The organism is Bradyrhizobium sp. LA2.1 (genome assembly GCF_040547725.1).
Classification (GTDB): domain Bacteria; phylum Pseudomonadota; class Alphaproteobacteria; order Rhizobiales; family Xanthobacteraceae; genus Bradyrhizobium; species Bradyrhizobium barranii.
In genome coordinates, this window is sequence record NZ_JBEPQI010000004.1 from 183,668 (window position 1) to 197,631 (window position 13,964).

Annotated in this window: 16 protein-coding genes; 10 read left to right on the top strand and 6 right to left on the bottom strand. The window is 63.8% G+C overall.

Annotated features, from left to right (window positions below; all coding sequences use genetic code 11):
* Positions 1 to 72: 72 nt before the first annotated feature.
* From ABIB95_RS08775 to ABIB95_RS08785, 3 genes are all read right to left on the bottom strand, one after another.
* Positions 73 to 1,050, bottom strand: coding sequence for an NADPH:quinone oxidoreductase family protein (locus tag ABIB95_RS08775; protein WP_354238756.1), 978 nt, complete (start codon positions 1,048 to 1,050; stop codon positions 73 to 75).
* A complete protein-coding gene (locus ABIB95_RS08780) occupies positions 1,050 to 1,658 on the bottom strand; it encodes a 2-hydroxychromene-2-carboxylate isomerase (protein ID WP_063982457.1) in 609 nt (202 codons plus the stop codon). The genes ABIB95_RS08775 and ABIB95_RS08780 overlap by 1 nt, the downstream gene beginning before the upstream one ends.
* A gap of 171 nt (positions 1,659 to 1,829) precedes the next feature.
* Entirely contained in the window at positions 1,830 to 2,531 is a 702-nt protein-coding gene (locus ABIB95_RS08785) for a glutathione S-transferase N-terminal domain-containing protein (protein ID WP_063982456.1), read from the bottom strand.
* Between the two features lie 110 nt (positions 2,532 to 2,641).
* On the opposite strand from ABIB95_RS08785, the gene ABIB95_RS08790 reads away from it, so the two are divergent.
* Together ABIB95_RS08790 and ABIB95_RS08795 are read left to right on the top strand one after the other, a co-directional pair.
* On the top strand, positions 2,642 to 3,664 hold the full coding sequence (locus ABIB95_RS08790) for a methionine synthase (RefSeq protein WP_063982455.1): 1,023 nt from the start codon (positions 2,642 to 2,644) through the stop codon (positions 3,662 to 3,664).
* On the top strand, positions 3,664 to 3,894 hold the full coding sequence (locus tag ABIB95_RS08795; protein WP_063982454.1) for a hypothetical protein: 231 nt from the start codon (positions 3,664 to 3,666) through the stop codon (positions 3,892 to 3,894). Before ABIB95_RS08790 ends, ABIB95_RS08795 begins: the two co-directional genes overlap by 1 nt.
* Before the next feature lie 35 nt (positions 3,895 to 3,929).
* On the opposite strand, the gene ABIB95_RS08800 is transcribed toward ABIB95_RS08795, so the two are convergent.
* From ABIB95_RS08800 to ABIB95_RS08810, 3 genes are all read right to left on the bottom strand, one after another.
* Positions 3,930 to 4,550 (bottom strand): hypothetical protein, encoded by a 621-nt coding sequence (locus ABIB95_RS08800; protein WP_354238759.1) that lies wholly within the window; start codon positions 4,548 to 4,550, stop codon positions 3,930 to 3,932.
* A gap of 86 nt (positions 4,551 to 4,636) precedes the next feature.
* Positions 4,637 to 5,164, bottom strand: coding sequence for a xanthine phosphoribosyltransferase (gpt, locus tag ABIB95_RS08805; RefSeq protein WP_166091737.1), 528 nt, complete (start codon positions 5,162 to 5,164; stop codon positions 4,637 to 4,639).
* A gap of 28 nt (positions 5,165 to 5,192) precedes the next feature.
* Complete coding sequence (locus tag ABIB95_RS08810; RefSeq protein ID WP_354238761.1) at positions 5,193 to 5,930, bottom strand: competence/damage-inducible protein A; 738 nt, start codon at positions 5,928 to 5,930, stop codon at positions 5,193 to 5,195.
* Between the two features lie 277 nt (positions 5,931 to 6,207).
* On the opposite strand from ABIB95_RS08810, the gene ABIB95_RS08815 reads away from it, so the two are divergent.
* From ABIB95_RS08815 to ABIB95_RS08850, 8 genes are all read left to right on the top strand, one after another.
* Positions 6,208 to 7,626: a circularly permuted type 2 ATP-grasp protein gene (locus tag ABIB95_RS08815; protein WP_354238763.1), complete on the top strand. Its 1,419-nt coding sequence runs from the start codon at positions 6,208 to 6,210 to the stop codon at positions 7,624 to 7,626.
* A gap of 4 nt (positions 7,627 to 7,630) precedes the next feature.
* Positions 7,631 to 8,575 (top strand): alpha-E domain-containing protein, encoded by a 945-nt coding sequence (locus tag ABIB95_RS08820; protein ID WP_028150006.1) that lies wholly within the window; start codon positions 7,631 to 7,633, stop codon positions 8,573 to 8,575.
* 165 nt (positions 8,576 to 8,740) lie between these two features.
* Positions 8,741 to 9,589: a transglutaminase family protein gene (locus ABIB95_RS08825; protein ID WP_063982452.1), complete on the top strand. Its 849-nt coding sequence runs from the start codon at positions 8,741 to 8,743 to the stop codon at positions 9,587 to 9,589.
* A 150-nt stretch (positions 9,590 to 9,739) separates the two neighbouring features.
* Positions 9,740 to 10,939, top strand: coding sequence for an acyl-CoA dehydrogenase family protein (locus ABIB95_RS08830; RefSeq protein ID WP_354238765.1), 1,200 nt, complete (start codon positions 9,740 to 9,742; stop codon positions 10,937 to 10,939).
* Between the two features lie 54 nt (positions 10,940 to 10,993).
* Positions 10,994 to 11,401: a carboxymuconolactone decarboxylase family protein gene (locus tag ABIB95_RS08835; protein WP_028154692.1), complete on the top strand. Its 408-nt coding sequence runs from the start codon at positions 10,994 to 10,996 to the stop codon at positions 11,399 to 11,401.
* A gap of 114 nt (positions 11,402 to 11,515) precedes the next feature.
* Positions 11,516 to 12,274, top strand: a complete 759-nt coding sequence (locus tag ABIB95_RS08840) for a proteasome-type protease (protein WP_028154691.1) — start codon at positions 11,516 to 11,518, stop codon at positions 12,272 to 12,274.
* A gap of 33 nt (positions 12,275 to 12,307) precedes the next feature.
* Complete coding sequence (locus ABIB95_RS08845) at positions 12,308 to 13,066, top strand: SDR family oxidoreductase (RefSeq protein ID WP_028150002.1); 759 nt, start codon at positions 12,308 to 12,310, stop codon at positions 13,064 to 13,066.
* A 286-nt stretch (positions 13,067 to 13,352) separates the two neighbouring features.
* Positions 13,353 to 13,964, top strand: a complete 612-nt coding sequence (locus tag ABIB95_RS08850; protein WP_354238767.1) for a hypothetical protein — start codon at positions 13,353 to 13,355, stop codon at positions 13,962 to 13,964.

Here is a 13,964-nt window from a genome sequence, read left to right on the forward strand (position 1 = left end):
CGTGCCCACCATCTATCAGCAATCGAAACCAGAATGGTGGGCACGCTTCGCTTTGCCCACCCTACGGCACCGTCACTCCATCACCAGCGCCACGCGCCCGATCGCCTTGCGGTCGATCAACAGCCGCATCGCCTTTGCATAGTCCTCCAGCGGCAGGCGGTGCGAGATGTTCGGGCGCAGCTTGCCTTCTTCCGCCCATTGCAGCAGCGCCTTCAGGCGCACCTCGCCGAGCGCGGGATTTTTCCGTACCGCCTCACCCGCACGCACGCCGAGCACGCTGGCGCCCTTGATCAGCAGCAGGTTGGTCTTCGCCGAGCCGATACCACCGGTAAAGCCGATCACCAGCAGCCGCGCGCCCCAGGCGATGCAGCGCATCGAGTTCTCGAACACCTCGCCGCCGACGGGATCGAACACGACGTCGGCGCCACGGCCGTCGGTGATGCGCTTGACGGCATCGCGAAACGGCTCCCGATCGTAGCGCACGAGATGATCGGCGCCGCGCGATTTCGCAATCGCGAGCTTCTCGTCGCTGGAGGCGGTCGCGATCACGGTCGCGCCCAGCATCTTGCCGATCTCGACCGCGGCAAGGCCCACGCCGCCGCCGGCGCCATGCACCAGCAACACCTCGCCCGGCATGACACGGCCGCGATCGATCAGCGCGTGATAGGCGGTGCCGTGGCCGGCCAGATAGGTCGCGGCTTCCGCATAGTCGAACGTCGACGGCATCGGCGTTAGCTGCGTCGGCGTCACCACCGCTTCGTCGGTGAAGGCGCCATGGCGCATCTTGACGATGACCTTGTCGCCGACGGACACGCCGCTTGCCTCTGCGCCCACCTCGGTGACGTCGCCGGCGGCCTCCATGCCGGGCGTGAACGGCAGCTCCGGCTTGAGCTGATATTCGCCGGCCGCCATCAGCACGTCCGGAAAGTTCAATCCGGCGGCGCGGATCGCAACGCGCACCTCACCCGGTTTGACGGCGCGCGACGGAAACTCTTCCAGCCGCAACGTCTCGGGCGCGCCGAGTTCGCGGCAGACGACAGCCCGCACCATCAGGCCGCACTCGCCTTGCTGCGTTCAAGCGCCTCGCGGATCAGCGGCAGGCGGTCGTTGCCAAAGTACATGTCGGTCTTGCCCACGAAGATCGTCGGTGAGCCGAAGCCACCGCGTGCCACGACCTCTTCCGTGTTGGCCTTGAGCTGGTCCTTGATTGCCTGCTCGGAGATGCCGGCAAAGAACTTCTGCTCGTCGACACCGACCTTCCTGCAGATCTCGGCGAGCACAGCGTCCTGCGAGATGTCCTTGTCGCCGCCCCAATAGGTCTCGAACACGGCAGTGGCGAACGGCACCATGTCTTTCCCCAGCCAGATGCAGCCGCGCATGACCTTCACGCTGTTCACCGGAAACACCGTCGGCGGCATCTTGATCGCGAGGCCGGCCGAGCGCGACCAGTCTGCGAGGTCTTTTTTCATATAGCGCGCCTTCAGCGGCACCGGCGTCTCGCGCTGCGCGTAGACGCTCGGATTGACCGTGTTGAAGATGCCGCCGACCAGGATCGGCCGCCAGATGATCTCGGCCCCCAGCTCCTTTGCCAGCGGCTGGATGTTGTGGAAGGCGAGGTAGGTCCAGGGGCTGGAACAGTCGAAGAAGAATTCAATCATGGCGTTTCCTTTGCGTCTTGTTTGTCGTGCTCTATCCCCGTCATTGCGAGCGACTTGTCCGCCATAGCTCGAGGAGCGACGGCGGAAGCGAAGCAATCCAGAATCTTTCCGCGGAACCAGTCTGGATTGCTTCGTCGCTTCGCTCCTCGCAATGACGATGGGGCGAGCAGCCTAGTTCTTTCCCAGCACTTCCTTGGCACGCTGGCCGAACATGATCTTGCGTGATTCCTCGTCGAACGGCTCCTTCACGAACTTGCCGATCGCAAGCCCCGCCTGCACCTGCGGCCGTGCGCGCACCTCGGCGTACCAGTTTTTCACGTTCGGATAGTCGTCGAGCGTAAAGCCCTGCGCCTTGTGGGTCATGGTCCAGGGGAAGCAGGCGATGTCCGCGATGGAATAGTCGCCGGCGACGTAGGCGCCGGTCTTGGCCAACTGCCGGTCGAGCACGCCATAGAGCCGCGCGGCCTCGTCGCGGTAGCGCTCAATCGCATAAGGGATTTTTTCAGCAGCATAGAGCGCGAAATGGCCGTGCTGGCCGAGCATCGGCCCGAGGCCCGCCATCTGCCACATCACCCACTGGATGGTCGTCGAGCGGCCGCGCAGATCGCTGGCCAGAAAGCGGCCGGTCTTTTCCGCGAGGTAAATCAGGATCGCACCGGTCTCGAACGCCGAGAACGGCGCACCGCCGTCGGCGGGTGCGTGGTCGACGATCGCGGGAATGCGATTGTTGGGGGAGACCGCCAGAAATTCGGGGCTGAACTGCTCCCCGGCGCGGATATTGACCGGCTTCACGTCATAGGGGAGCCCGAGTTCCTCCAGCATGATCGAGATTTTCCAGCCGTTCGGCGTCGGCGCATAATAGAGGTCGATCATCGCCCTTCCCTGTCGTCGCCAATGGAATAGTGAGCGACTTTTGTTGTTCTGTACCTTGACGTTAAGACATGGCAGGAAGGGGCGCAACACAACCTGCCGGGAGAGCCGCCATGCTGTTTCCAACCACGATCGCCGGCTCCTTGCCGAAACCCGAATGGCTTGCCGAGCCCAACATGCTGTGGGCACCCTGGAAGTCGCAAGGCGACGAGCTTCTCCGCGCCAAGCGCGACGCGACGATGCTTGCCGTCAAGGTCCAGGAGGATGCCGGCATCGACATCGTCACCGAGGGCGAGCAGGCCCGCCAGCATTTCGTGCACGGCTTCCTCGAGAAGATCGACGGCATCGATTTCGCCCACAAGGTCGAGATGGGCATCCGCAAGGACCGCTACAAGGCGATGGTGCCCCAGGTGGTCGCGCCGCTTCAGCTCAAGGGGCGTGTTCATGCCGACGAGGCGCGCGTGGCGCGCACGCACACGAAGAAGAAGCTGAAGTTCACCCTGCCCGGCCCGATGACCATCATCGACACGATTGCGGACCGCTACTACGGTGATCGCGTCAAGATGGCCTTTGCTTTCGCCGATCTCCTCAACGAGGAAGCCAAGGCGTTGCAGGCCGACGGCGTCGATCTCGTGCAGTTCGACGAGCCCGCCTTCAACGTCTACATGGACGAGGTCAACGACTGGGGCATCAAGGCGCTGGAGCGTGCCGCGCAGGGGCTGACCTGCGCCACCGCCGTGCACATCTGCTACGGCTACGGCATCAAGGCCAACACCGACTGGAAGGAGACGCTCGGCGCGCAGTGGCGGCAGTACGAGCAGATCTTTCCGGCGATCGACGCGAGTCCGATCCAGCAGGTCGCAATCGAGTGCCGCAATTCGAAGGTGCCGCTCGATTTGCTGGCGCTGCTGAAAAACAAGATCGTGCAGGCCGGCGTGATCGACGTCGCCAGCGACACGGTGGAGACGGCCGAGGACGTCGTGCAGGTGATCGACGCGGTGTCGAAGTTCGTGCCCAAGAGCAACATCATCGCCACCACCAATTGCGGCATGGCGCCAATGCGGCGGGAGATCGCCGAGGCCAAGCTGATGGCGCTCGGCGCCGGTGCCGCGCTGGCGCGCGAGAAGCTGGGGTGATGGTGCTCCGAACGGCACTCGTCGTCACGGCTCTTGCGGGGATCACATTCGCTGCGCGCGCGGAGGATCGCTCCGTGCTGCTGAATTGCAAGGCCATGGTCGAGCGTGCGTCAAAGGATACGGGTACGGCAACCGAGGCCGAGCTCACCCGCTGCCGCCAGATCATGCGCGAATGGGCGCTGCGCGATGCGCGGACGACTGTGGATGAGCAAGGGCGGCCGCTGAAATAGCCACACGCTCGCTGCGTTCCCCCTTGCGGGGACGGTCAGGCGCGGTGCGCGCTGGGGTGCAATGTGACCTCATAGCCGGCGCTCATCGCGCGCAGCGTCGATGGCGGGGTCAGCAACTGCGCATCGTCAAGCTCTCGCGCGCCTTCAACATAACCCGCCGTCGACCACAGCAGCACCCCGCCCTGCATCAGCAGAAAGCTTTCCTCGCCCTGCTGCAGCATCGCGCCGTCTGGAAGCTGGTCGAGCGGCACCAGCAGCGCATGAAGCCGCTTCTTGCCGTGATCGAGCCGCTCGTGGTGCAGCACCGTGTCGATATCGTGCATGCGGACATCACGTACGCGGTTGCCCTTCTCCCACGCAGCCCGGAAGCGATTGGCATCGTCACGGCGGCAGTAGAAGCAGGGGCGATGGCCGGCGGCGAGCGCGGTGGCCTCGTCGAGGAAGAACAGCTCGGTCCAGCTATGCGTCGTCATCACCTCGCGACGGCGGCCGCGGAATTCGCAAACACAGGTGAGCCAGGCCGGCGACGACCACCGCCTCTTGAGCAGCGTCCTGGTCGCGGGATCATGGATGATGCCGCGATTGCCGGTGAACAGGCCACGGTGCGGCGTGGCGATGATGTCGCCGGTCGGCGTGACACGGTTTTGCAGGGGCATGGCCACCTCCACCTGTCATTGCGAGCGAAGCGAGGCAATCCAGAAATGCGTCTGCGGAAATCGCCTGGCTTGCTTCGTCGCTTCCCTCACGCCGCGCCGTCGCGCAGCGGCGGGTGGTAGGACAGTGCGGTGTCCCAGGGGAAGAAGATCCAGGTGTCCTGCGAGACTTCCGTGATGAAGGTGTCGACCAGCGGGCGCCCCTTCGGCTTGGCGTAGACGGTGGCGAAATGCGCATCGGGCAGCATGTCGCGCACCAGCCTGCCGGTCTTGCCGGTGTCGACGAGGTCGTCGACGATCAGAAGTCCCTTGCCGGTACCGCCGCCGAGCTTCATCGCCGCCTCGGAAATCCCCTTGAGGACCTGGAGCTCGCCCTGCTTGTCGTGGTCGTAGCTGGCGATGCAGACCGTATCGATGATGCGGACGCCGAGCTCGCGCGCCACGATCGCGGCCGGCACCAGCCCGCCGCGGGTGATTGCGATCACCGCATGGAAGGGGCCGACCTCGTTGAGCCGCCAGGTCAGCGCCCGGCAATCCCGGTGGAATTGGTCCCACGAAACCGGGAAGGCCTTGCCGGCCCGCTCCTGCACACTCAGTTCCGGTGCTTCACCAGCCATCGTCGTCTCCTGCTTCGTCTGCCGGCAGCTACCGGGTGATGTTCAATCCCGCCAGCATGTCCTTCACCGCCGCCATCGCGGATGCGAGCTTGTCGGCATCGCGCGAGCGCACCACCAGATTGGTGTTCGGCTTCTGATCTTCGTCCATGAACGGATAGCTGCCGATGATGGTGTCGGGATGGGCGGCAGCGATCGCGCGCAGCGGGCTGCCGATGTCGCCCTCCCGCGCATTGGCGCGGACCGATTCGGACAGCATACGCACGCCCGACTTCAGCTTGGGCGAGACGATGTCCATCATCGCCTGCATGATCGAGGGCACGCCGGCCATCACGATGACGTTGCCGATCTTGAAGCCGGGGGCGAGGATGGTCGCGCTCTGGATCAGCTCGGCGCCGTCGGGGATCCGGGCCATGCGCAGGCGGGCCTCGTTGAGGTCCTGCTCGCTCCAGCGCTCGCGGAAGCGGGCGACGACCTCCGGATGGTGGTCGATGCCGACGCCGAACGCCTTGGCGACGCTGTCGGCGGTGATGTCGTCATGGGTTGGCCCGATGCCGCCGGTGGTGAAGACATAGGTGTAGCGATGCCGCAGTGCATCCAACGCCGCGATGATGTCGTCCTCGTCGTCTGAGACGACCCGGACTTCCTTCAGGTCGATGCCGATATTGGTCAGGTATTCGGCGATGAAGCCGATATTCTTGTCCTTGGTGCGGCCGGACAGGATTTCATCCCCGATGACCAGAATGCCCGCCGTGACGATGTCGCTCATACCTTAAGTCCCTCACCTCTCGGCCCGACTTTGCCGAGGTAACGCGTTGAAGTCACGCGGTTTTGCTGCCGAAATAAGCAGTCCTCAGCCATTTTTTGAGGCACCCTCCCGGCTGTCCCCGGCAAATGCCACAACTCCATGCTTATCGCGCTGGCCCAGCCCTTGCTACCTCCTCAGAGTCATGCACTCTTGCCGCATGGCCAGGACGTTGCGGTCTTCACCAAGGCCTGACGACCTGTCGAATGGCGCAACGCCTTGCGGAGACAAGTCGGGATCTATGGCAGTCGCGTTTGATGAAATGAACATTCCCGGCGGGGACCTTCGCCCCGCCTATCAGGAGCTGGCGCGCTGGCTCAAGGAGACGCCTCCCGAGGCGCTCGAATATCGCCGCCAGGAGGCCGAGCTCCTGTTCCGCCGCATCGGCATCACCTTTGCCGTCTATGGCGATTCCGAATCCACCGAGCGCCTGATCCCCTTCGACGTGATCCCGCGAATCATGTCCGGCAAGGAATGGGCGCTGCTGGAGAAGGGCCTGAAGCAGCGCGTGCGCGCACTCAACATGTTCCTGCGCGACATCTATCACGGCCGCGACATCCTGCGCGCCGAGGTCGTGCCCGACGACCTGATCTTCCAGAACCCGGTGTTCCGCCCCGAGATGAACGGCCAGCAGGTGCCGCACGACGTCTACGTGCACATCGCCGGCATCGACATCGTCCGGGTCGATGCCGAGCACTTCATCGTGCTGGAGGACAATGCCCGTACGCCGTCGGGTGTGTCCTACATGCTGGAAAACCGCGAGATCATGATGCGGTTGTTTCCGGACCTGTTCGCCCGCCACAGGGTGGCGCCGGTCGAACGCTATCCGGACGAGCTGCTCTCCGCGCTGCGATCGGTGGCGCCGCAAGGCGCCTCCGGTGAGCCGACCGTCGCCCTGCTCACGCCCGGCGTCTACAACTCTGCCTACTACGAGCACTCCTTCCTTGCCGACAAGCTCGGCATCGAACTGGTCGAAGGCCGCGACCTCATCGTCAAGAACAACGAAGTGTTCATGCGGACGACCGAGGGGGTGAAGCGGATCGACGTGATCTACCGCCGCGTCGACGACGATTTCATCGACCCCCTCACCTTCCGCCCCGACTCCGTGCTCGGCGTGCCCGGGCTGATGTCGGCCTATGCGGCCGGCAACATCACGCTCGCCAACGCGGTCGGCACCGGCATCGCCGACGACAAGGCGATCTACTCCTACATGCCGGACATCGTGAAATTCTATCTCGGCGAGGAGCCGATCCTGAAGAACGTGCCGACCTGGCGCTGCCGCGAGCCGAAGGACCTCGCCTATGTGCTCGACAATCTCGGCGAGCTCGTCGTGAAGGAGGTCCACGGCTCCGGCGGCTACGGCATGCTGATCGGCCCCGCCGCGACGAAAGCGACGATCGAGGCCTTCCGCGAAAAGCTCAAGCGCGAGCCGGAAGGTTTTATCGCGCAGCCGACGCTGGCGCTCTCGACCTGCCCGACCTGTACGGCAAGCGGCCTCGCGCCACGCCACGTTGACCTGCGCCCCTTCGTGCTCACCGGCAGCAAGAGCACCACGATCGTGCCCGGCGGGCTGACACGGGTCGCGCTCAAGGAAGGCTCCCTGGTGGTGAATTCGAGCCAGGGCGGCGGCACCAAAGACACCTGGATCCTGGACGAGTAGTCAGATGCTGTCGCGTACCGCCGAAAACCTCTACTGGCTCGCCCGCTATGTCGAACGGGCCGAATATCTCGCGCGCACCATCGATGCGACGCTGCGCGTCACTGCGCTTCCCGCCGCCTATATCGGCAAGACCAATGAATGGGACTCGGCACTTCTCACCGCCGGCGTCGCCGCGAGCTTCTATCAGCAATACGAAGTCGCCAACGAGCACAACGTCGTCGACTACCTCTCGTTCTCGGCAAGCAATCCATCATCGATCAGGAACTGCATCGAGGCGGCGCGGCTGAACTCGCGCTCGGTGCGCACCGCGCTCACCAGCGAGATGTGGGACACCATCAACTCGGCCTGGATCGAACTCCAGGAGGTCTGGAGCAAGGGCACCTCCACGCGCGAGGATCTCGCCAAATTCCTGCGCTTCGTGCAGGAGACTTCGCTGCGCTTCGACGGCTCGGCCTACCGGACCATGCTGCGCAACGACGCCTACTGGTTCTCGCGGATGGGCGTGCATCTGGAGCGCGCCGACAACACCGCGCGCATCCTCGACGTGAAGTACCACGTACTGCTGCCCGAGGAGGAGCATGTCGGCGGCCCGCTCGACTTCTATCAGTGGAGCTCGATCCTGCGCTCGGTCTCGGCACTGACGGCCTATCACTGGGTCTATCGCGAGACGCTGAAGCCGTGGCTGATTGCGGACCTGCTCATCCTCAACGATACGCTGCCGCGCTCGCTGGCAAGCTGTTACGGCAATCTCGTGCGCAACCTGGACCAGATCGGCGTCGCCTATGGCCGCCAGGGCCCCGCCCAGCGCCATGCCCGCGGCATCCGCAACCGGCTGGAACACAGCAATATGAACGACATTTTCCAGCACGGCGTGCATGAATTCATTCAGGAATTCATCACGGACAATTCCAGGCTGGGCGAAATCATCACGAAGCAGTATTTGATCTGATGTCCCCCGGCTGACGAAAACAGGATATCGTCATGGCCGGGCTTGTCCCGGCCATCCACGTTCTTGCTTTTGCGAGGGAAGATCGTGGATGCCCAGGACAAGCCCGGGCATGACGAGCTTCTTCGCAATAGGCAGCGGGTCTAACCACTAACTTCACGGTCCACCATGCGCCTGCGAATCCTGCACACCACGACCTATCGCTACGAGCCGCCGGCCACCAGCGTGATCCAGATCCTGCGCATGACGCCCGGCAGCCATGACGGGCAATACGTGGCGGAGTGGCAGATCGACGTCTCGACCGACACCAAGCTCGACACCCATGAGGATGCCTTCGGCAACGTCACCCATGTGCTGTCCTGCGGACCCGTCGGCGACATCAAGATCACCGCCGAGGGCCTGATCGAGACCCACGACACCGGCGGCGTGCTGCGCGGCGCCGACGAGCGCTTTCCGGCCGGCATGTTCTTGCGGGCCACCGACCTCACCACCGTCAATCCGGCGATGACGGCGGTCGCGCGGCAGTTGCGCAGCGAGGCCGAGAGCGACACGCTCGGCTTCCTGCACACGCTGATGACGCAAATCAGCGATCACATGACCTTCGACGAGGATCCGACCAACAGCGGCACCTCGGCGGCCGAAGCGTTCACGCTCAAGCGCGGCGTCTGCCAGGACTACGCGCATATCTTCATCGCCTGCGCCCGCAGCGGTGGCGTGCCGGCGCGCTTCGTCTCCGGCCATTTCCTGCGCTCGGACGGCACGGTGCACCAGGATGCCGGCCATGCTTGGGCAGAAGCTTACGTCGACGGTCTCGGCTGGGTCGGCTTCGATCCCGCCAACTGCATCTGCACCACCGACGCGCATGTCCGCGTTGCGATCGGGCTCGACTATCTCGGCGCAGCCCCCGTGCGCGGCACCCGCTATGGCGGCGGTGCGGAGACGCTGACGGTCGCGGTGAAGGTCGAGCAGGCCGGCCGCGGCGGGCAATCGCAGTCGCAGTCACAGCGGCAGAGCTAGGCGCTGCGGTATCTCGTCACGAGGCATCTGCGGCGCAATCACGTCGCAGCGTTACAGCTGTAATCGACGACGGCCCGCGCTGAAACCGTCCCGTAGCGCCATCTCTTCAACCTCCGTTGTGATCCGTTTCCGCAACAGAGGTTGAGACAGATGCGGCTTCACGACAAGAACAAGAAGCATTCCGTGCCCCTGCGCGATCCCCACCAAGACATGCTTGCGGGGATCCGGGAGTTGGCTCCCGAGATCAAGGCCCGCGCCGCCGAGATCGAAGCCGCACGCCGCGTCCCGTCCGACCTCGTGGAACGGCTGCGGTCGATCGGGCTCTTCCGGATGTTCGTTCCGCGCAGCCAAGGCGGGCTGGAGCTGGATTTTCCGGCCGGACTGGAGGTTATCAAGGCACTGACCCAGCTCGACGGCTCGATCGGCTGGATCTCGATTGTCGGCGGAGTCGGCAGCCTTTTCGCCGCCGCAGCACACCCTGAACTGTACCAGCAAATCTATAAGGACGGTCCGGACGTGGCGATCTGCGGCTCATCCCAACCGGGTGGAACGGCAGAGCGCGTGGCCGACGGCTATCGCGTCAAGGGCCGCTGGCCGTTCGCCAGCAGTTGCACCCACGCCGACTGGATCGGCGGGTTCTGCATCGTCACCGAAAATGGCAAGCCGGTCCCCGGCCAGCAAGGCAAGCCGCAGGTTCGCGTCGCTGTGCTGCCGGCGCGTGACTGGGAGATCGAGGACACCTGGCACGCGGCAGGGCTGAAGGGCACCGGCAGCCATCATATCACGCTACGGGAGACGCTGGTTCCCGAGACCCATGTCTTCGATGTCGAAGCTCCCCCTCGCATGTCGGGTCCGCTCTATCAGGCGTTGCGGCAATGGTTGCCATTGGTGCACGGCGCATTCTCGGTGGGTCTCGCCGAAGGCACTGTCGACGACTTGCTTGCGCTGGCCCATACCGGGAGGCAGCAATTGTATGCGGCCGTCCCGATGCGGGAGTCCGAGACCTTCCAGTACGAGCTCGGCCGGATTTCCGCCAACCTGCGGGCTGCGCAGGCCTTGCTCGAGGTGCAGATCGCCAGCCACTGGCGCCGCGCGATGGCCGGCACGCTGAGAGACGAAGACCTCATGATCGAGGGCGCCCGATCCGCGGTCTGGCTCGCCACGACCTGCGTCGGCATCGCGGATGCCTGTTTTGCGCTGGCCGGAAGCAGCGCGGTCTACGACAGCTCGCCGCTGCAGCGGCGCCTGCGCGACGTTCACGTCGGGGCGCAGCACGCCCATGCGCAGCAGCGGCAATATGTCGACGTCGGCAAGCTGGCCTTGCGCCGCTCGGCCGGGCATGCCGGCTGAGCGCTTGAGCCGTGCTACACTCGCGGGATCAGACCTGACCCCGCGAGGTATCCCATGGCGACCGTAAAGCTGCTTTCGGACGATGAACTCTCCGCCGAGGCGCGCGCCGTTTTCGACGATATCCGCAAGGTGCGGAAGTCGGACTTCGTCAACAATTTCTGGCGCGCGCTGGCGCATGATCCGAAGACGCTGCGGCGGACCTGGGAGAGCATCAAGGAGGTGATGGCACCCGGCGCGCTCGATCCCAAGATCAAGGAAATGCTGTATGTCGCAGTCTCGATCGCGCATGGCTGCAGCTACTGCATCCATTCGCACACCGCGGGCGCACGGGCCAAGGGCATGACCGAGGCCGAATATGGCGAGATGCTCGCCATCGTCGGCATGGCCGCGGAGACCAACCGGCTGGTCACGGCGCTCGGCGTCCCCGTCGACGAGGCGTTTCTCGTCGATGCCGCTGACTGAGCGGCAGAGATAGCTGTTTCGCCGGAGAATGACGACCTCCCCCGGGGAATCGGGGGTTTCATGCCTCCCCGAAATTGGCTAGTAATTCCGCGCAAACGCGTTCGGGGACGGGAAATGACCTATTGTTGCGGAATCCTGGTTCGGGACGGTCTGGTGATGATCGCCGACACCCGAACCAATGCCGGGCTCGACAATGTCTCGACCTTCCGCAAGCTCCACATCTTCTCCAAACCCGGCGACCGCATCATGGCGATCGCCAGCGCCGGCAACCTCGCCATCAGCCAGTCGGTGCTGTCGACGCTGACCGAAGGCCTGGAGGACCCCACCACGGGTGAGGTCGAGACGCTGATGAACGCACCGACCATGTTCCAGGCCGCCCAGCGCATCGGCCGGGCGATCCGGGCGGTGCACGCGACCGAAGGACCGGCGCTGAGATCCGAAGACGTCTCCTTCGACGTCTCCTTCCTGTTCGGAGGCCAGATCAAGGGCGCGCGCATGCGCCTGTTCATGGTCTACACCGCCGGCAATTTCATCGAGTGCACCACGGACACGCCCTACCTGCAGATCGGCGAGCACAAATACGGCAAGCCGGTGCTCGACCGCGCCATGCATTACGACGTCGAGCTCTACGAGGCGCTGAAGACCGGCCTGATCTCGATGGACTCGACCATGCGCTCCAATCTCGGCGTCGGCCTGCCGATCGACGTGCTGGTGGTGCGTAGCGATGCCTGCGATGCCGATCTCAACCACCGCATCGAGGCGGGCGAGCCCTATTTCCACGACCTCCGTTCGCGCTGGTCGGCGGCGTTGCGCGCGGCGCATCAGAACATTCCGCGGCCGCCCTACAAGAACGAAAAAGAACCAAAAACCTGACAGCCAACTTGAAGAGAGAAAAGGCAGGAAACGATGAGTGAAGCAAACAAGATCGCAGTGGTGACGGGCGCGGGCACCGGTGTCGGGCGCGCGGCGTCGCTGGCGTTGATGAACATCGGCTTCACCGTGGTGCTGGTCGGGCGCCGGCTCGACATGCTCGAGGAGACCGCGAAGCTCGGCCCCGCAGGCAAGAGCCTGTGCGTCACCGCCGACATGACCAAGCCGGACTCCATTGCCGCGCTGTTCGACAAGGTGAAGGCGACCTACGGCCGGCTCGACGTGCTGTTCAACAATGCCGGCATGGGCGCGCCGGCGGTGAACTTCGAGGATCTCAGCCTCGAGCAGTGGCAGGCGGTGGTGAACACCAACCTCACCGGCCCGTTCCTGTGCACCCAGCACGCCTTCCGCATCATGAAGGACCAGAGCCCGCGCGGCGGCCGCATCATCAACAACGGCTCGATCTCGGCGCACGCGCCGCGGCCGTTCTCGGCGGCCTACACTTCGACCAAGCACGCCATCACGGGCCTCACCAAGGCCTCCAACCTCGACGGCCGCATGTACGACATCGCGGTCGGCCAGGTCGACATCGGCAATGCCGCCACGCCCATGACCGATCGCATGGTCAACGGCCCCGGCGTGCTGCAGCCCGACGGCACCACCAAGCATGAGCCGCGCATGGACGCCAAGGCGGTCGGCGACGCCGTCGCCTACATGGCCGGCCTGCCGCTCGATGCCAACGTGCTGACCATGACAGTCATGGCCACCAAGATGCCGTTCGTCGGACGGGGCTGAAGACCTCTCTTCCCTCTCCTCGCTTGCGGGGAGAGGGCCTGACTCAAAAAACTGAAAAACAACCCCATGCACAGTAGGCGTCAAGGCGCCGCGAAGTCTCCCCGCAAGCGGGGTGAGACGGAGTAAGTCCTGGCCCCGCCTCGACAATCGTCCTTACACGCGCGCAGAGGCGGGAAAGGGCGAGAAAGCATGTCACAATCCCGAACTAAGGTATGAGCCCACCTAGGGTAGAGCCATAATCCCGGCCATTGCCCGGCGGCTTCACAAATCGTTCGGAACGGTACAAATGGGTTTGGACATATATCATCTTCACATCGACGATGACGTCACTGATTTTCCTGTCATCATCGACGTCGAGCAGGCTCAACTTCAGAAGATCGTTCAATTCAGCCGCAAGAAAACAAATCAGTATATCGACTTTGAGCGGCTTCTTTCCGATCACGGATTCTCCGCGCGAGACTACTATCAAGCCCTTCATCAACGGGAGCTGTCAGGGATCGGAAAATTCTCCGACAGCTTTTATTTCTGCCCCACAGGCGAATCGGATCCGATGAACCCGAGCCAGACGGGTCTATACTTTACCGACAAGAGAAGCTTTTTCGCGCCGAAGCCGCAACTGCCGCCAAATGTCTTGAAGCGATTGAAGACGTTCAAGATCAAGCAGTATCCGATGGTCGATCGATTGGAGGATGTCGTCTACACCAAACAGATCGGGTATCAAAGAAACGCCGTGGCTGACGCCTTTTTCAATGAATTCCTCCCGGACGGGATGTTCGTTGAAAAATCGTACGCGCAGAGAATATTCGAACTAACGATCGCTGAGGCACAGCAGGATTTCCGAACCAGCTTTCTCGACAACTGGGACGACCAACGCAGTCTCGTCGTGGTCTCCTGGTGA

What these genes read in the sequence shown, in the direction of transcription:
- ABIB95_RS08775 (WP_354238756.1), bottom strand. Translation starts at nt 1,050, where the DNA reads ATGGTGCGGGCTGTCGTCTGCCGCGAACTCGGCGCGCCCGAGACGTTG.
- ABIB95_RS08780 (WP_063982457.1), bottom strand. Translation starts at nt 1,658, where the DNA reads ATGATTGAATTCTTCTTCGACTGTTCCAGCCCCTGGACCTACCTCGCC.
- ABIB95_RS08785 (WP_063982456.1), bottom strand. Translation starts at nt 2,531, where the DNA reads ATGATCGACCTCTATTATGCGCCGACGCCGAACGGCTGGAAAATCTCG.
- ABIB95_RS08790 (WP_063982455.1), top strand. Translation starts at nt 2,642, where the DNA reads ATGCTGTTTCCAACCACGATCGCCGGCTCCTTGCCGAAACCCGAATGG.
- ABIB95_RS08795 (WP_063982454.1), top strand. Translation starts at nt 3,664, where the DNA reads ATGGTGCTCCGAACGGCACTCGTCGTCACGGCTCTTGCGGGGATCACA.
- ABIB95_RS08800 (WP_354238759.1), bottom strand. Translation starts at nt 4,550, where the DNA reads ATGCCCCTGCAAAACCGTGTCACGCCGACCGGCGACATCATCGCCACG.
- gpt (WP_166091737.1), bottom strand. Translation starts at nt 5,164, where the DNA reads ATGGCTGGTGAAGCACCGGAACTGAGTGTGCAGGAGCGGGCCGGCAAG.
- ABIB95_RS08810 (WP_354238761.1), bottom strand. Translation starts at nt 5,930, where the DNA reads ATGAGCGACATCGTCACGGCGGGCATTCTGGTCATCGGGGATGAAATC.
- ABIB95_RS08815 (WP_354238763.1), top strand. Translation starts at nt 6,208, where the DNA reads ATGGCAGTCGCGTTTGATGAAATGAACATTCCCGGCGGGGACCTTCGC.
- ABIB95_RS08820 (WP_028150006.1), top strand. Translation starts at nt 7,631, where the DNA reads ATGCTGTCGCGTACCGCCGAAAACCTCTACTGGCTCGCCCGCTATGTC.
- ABIB95_RS08825 (WP_063982452.1), top strand. Translation starts at nt 8,741, where the DNA reads ATGCGCCTGCGAATCCTGCACACCACGACCTATCGCTACGAGCCGCCG.
- ABIB95_RS08830 (WP_354238765.1), top strand. Translation starts at nt 9,740, where the DNA reads ATGCGGCTTCACGACAAGAACAAGAAGCATTCCGTGCCCCTGCGCGAT.
- ABIB95_RS08835 (WP_028154692.1), top strand. Translation starts at nt 10,994, where the DNA reads ATGGCGACCGTAAAGCTGCTTTCGGACGATGAACTCTCCGCCGAGGCG.
- ABIB95_RS08840 (WP_028154691.1), top strand. Translation starts at nt 11,516, where the DNA reads ATGACCTATTGTTGCGGAATCCTGGTTCGGGACGGTCTGGTGATGATC.
- ABIB95_RS08845 (WP_028150002.1), top strand. Translation starts at nt 12,308, where the DNA reads ATGAGTGAAGCAAACAAGATCGCAGTGGTGACGGGCGCGGGCACCGGT.
- ABIB95_RS08850 (WP_354238767.1), top strand. Translation starts at nt 13,353, where the DNA reads ATGGGTTTGGACATATATCATCTTCACATCGACGATGACGTCACTGAT.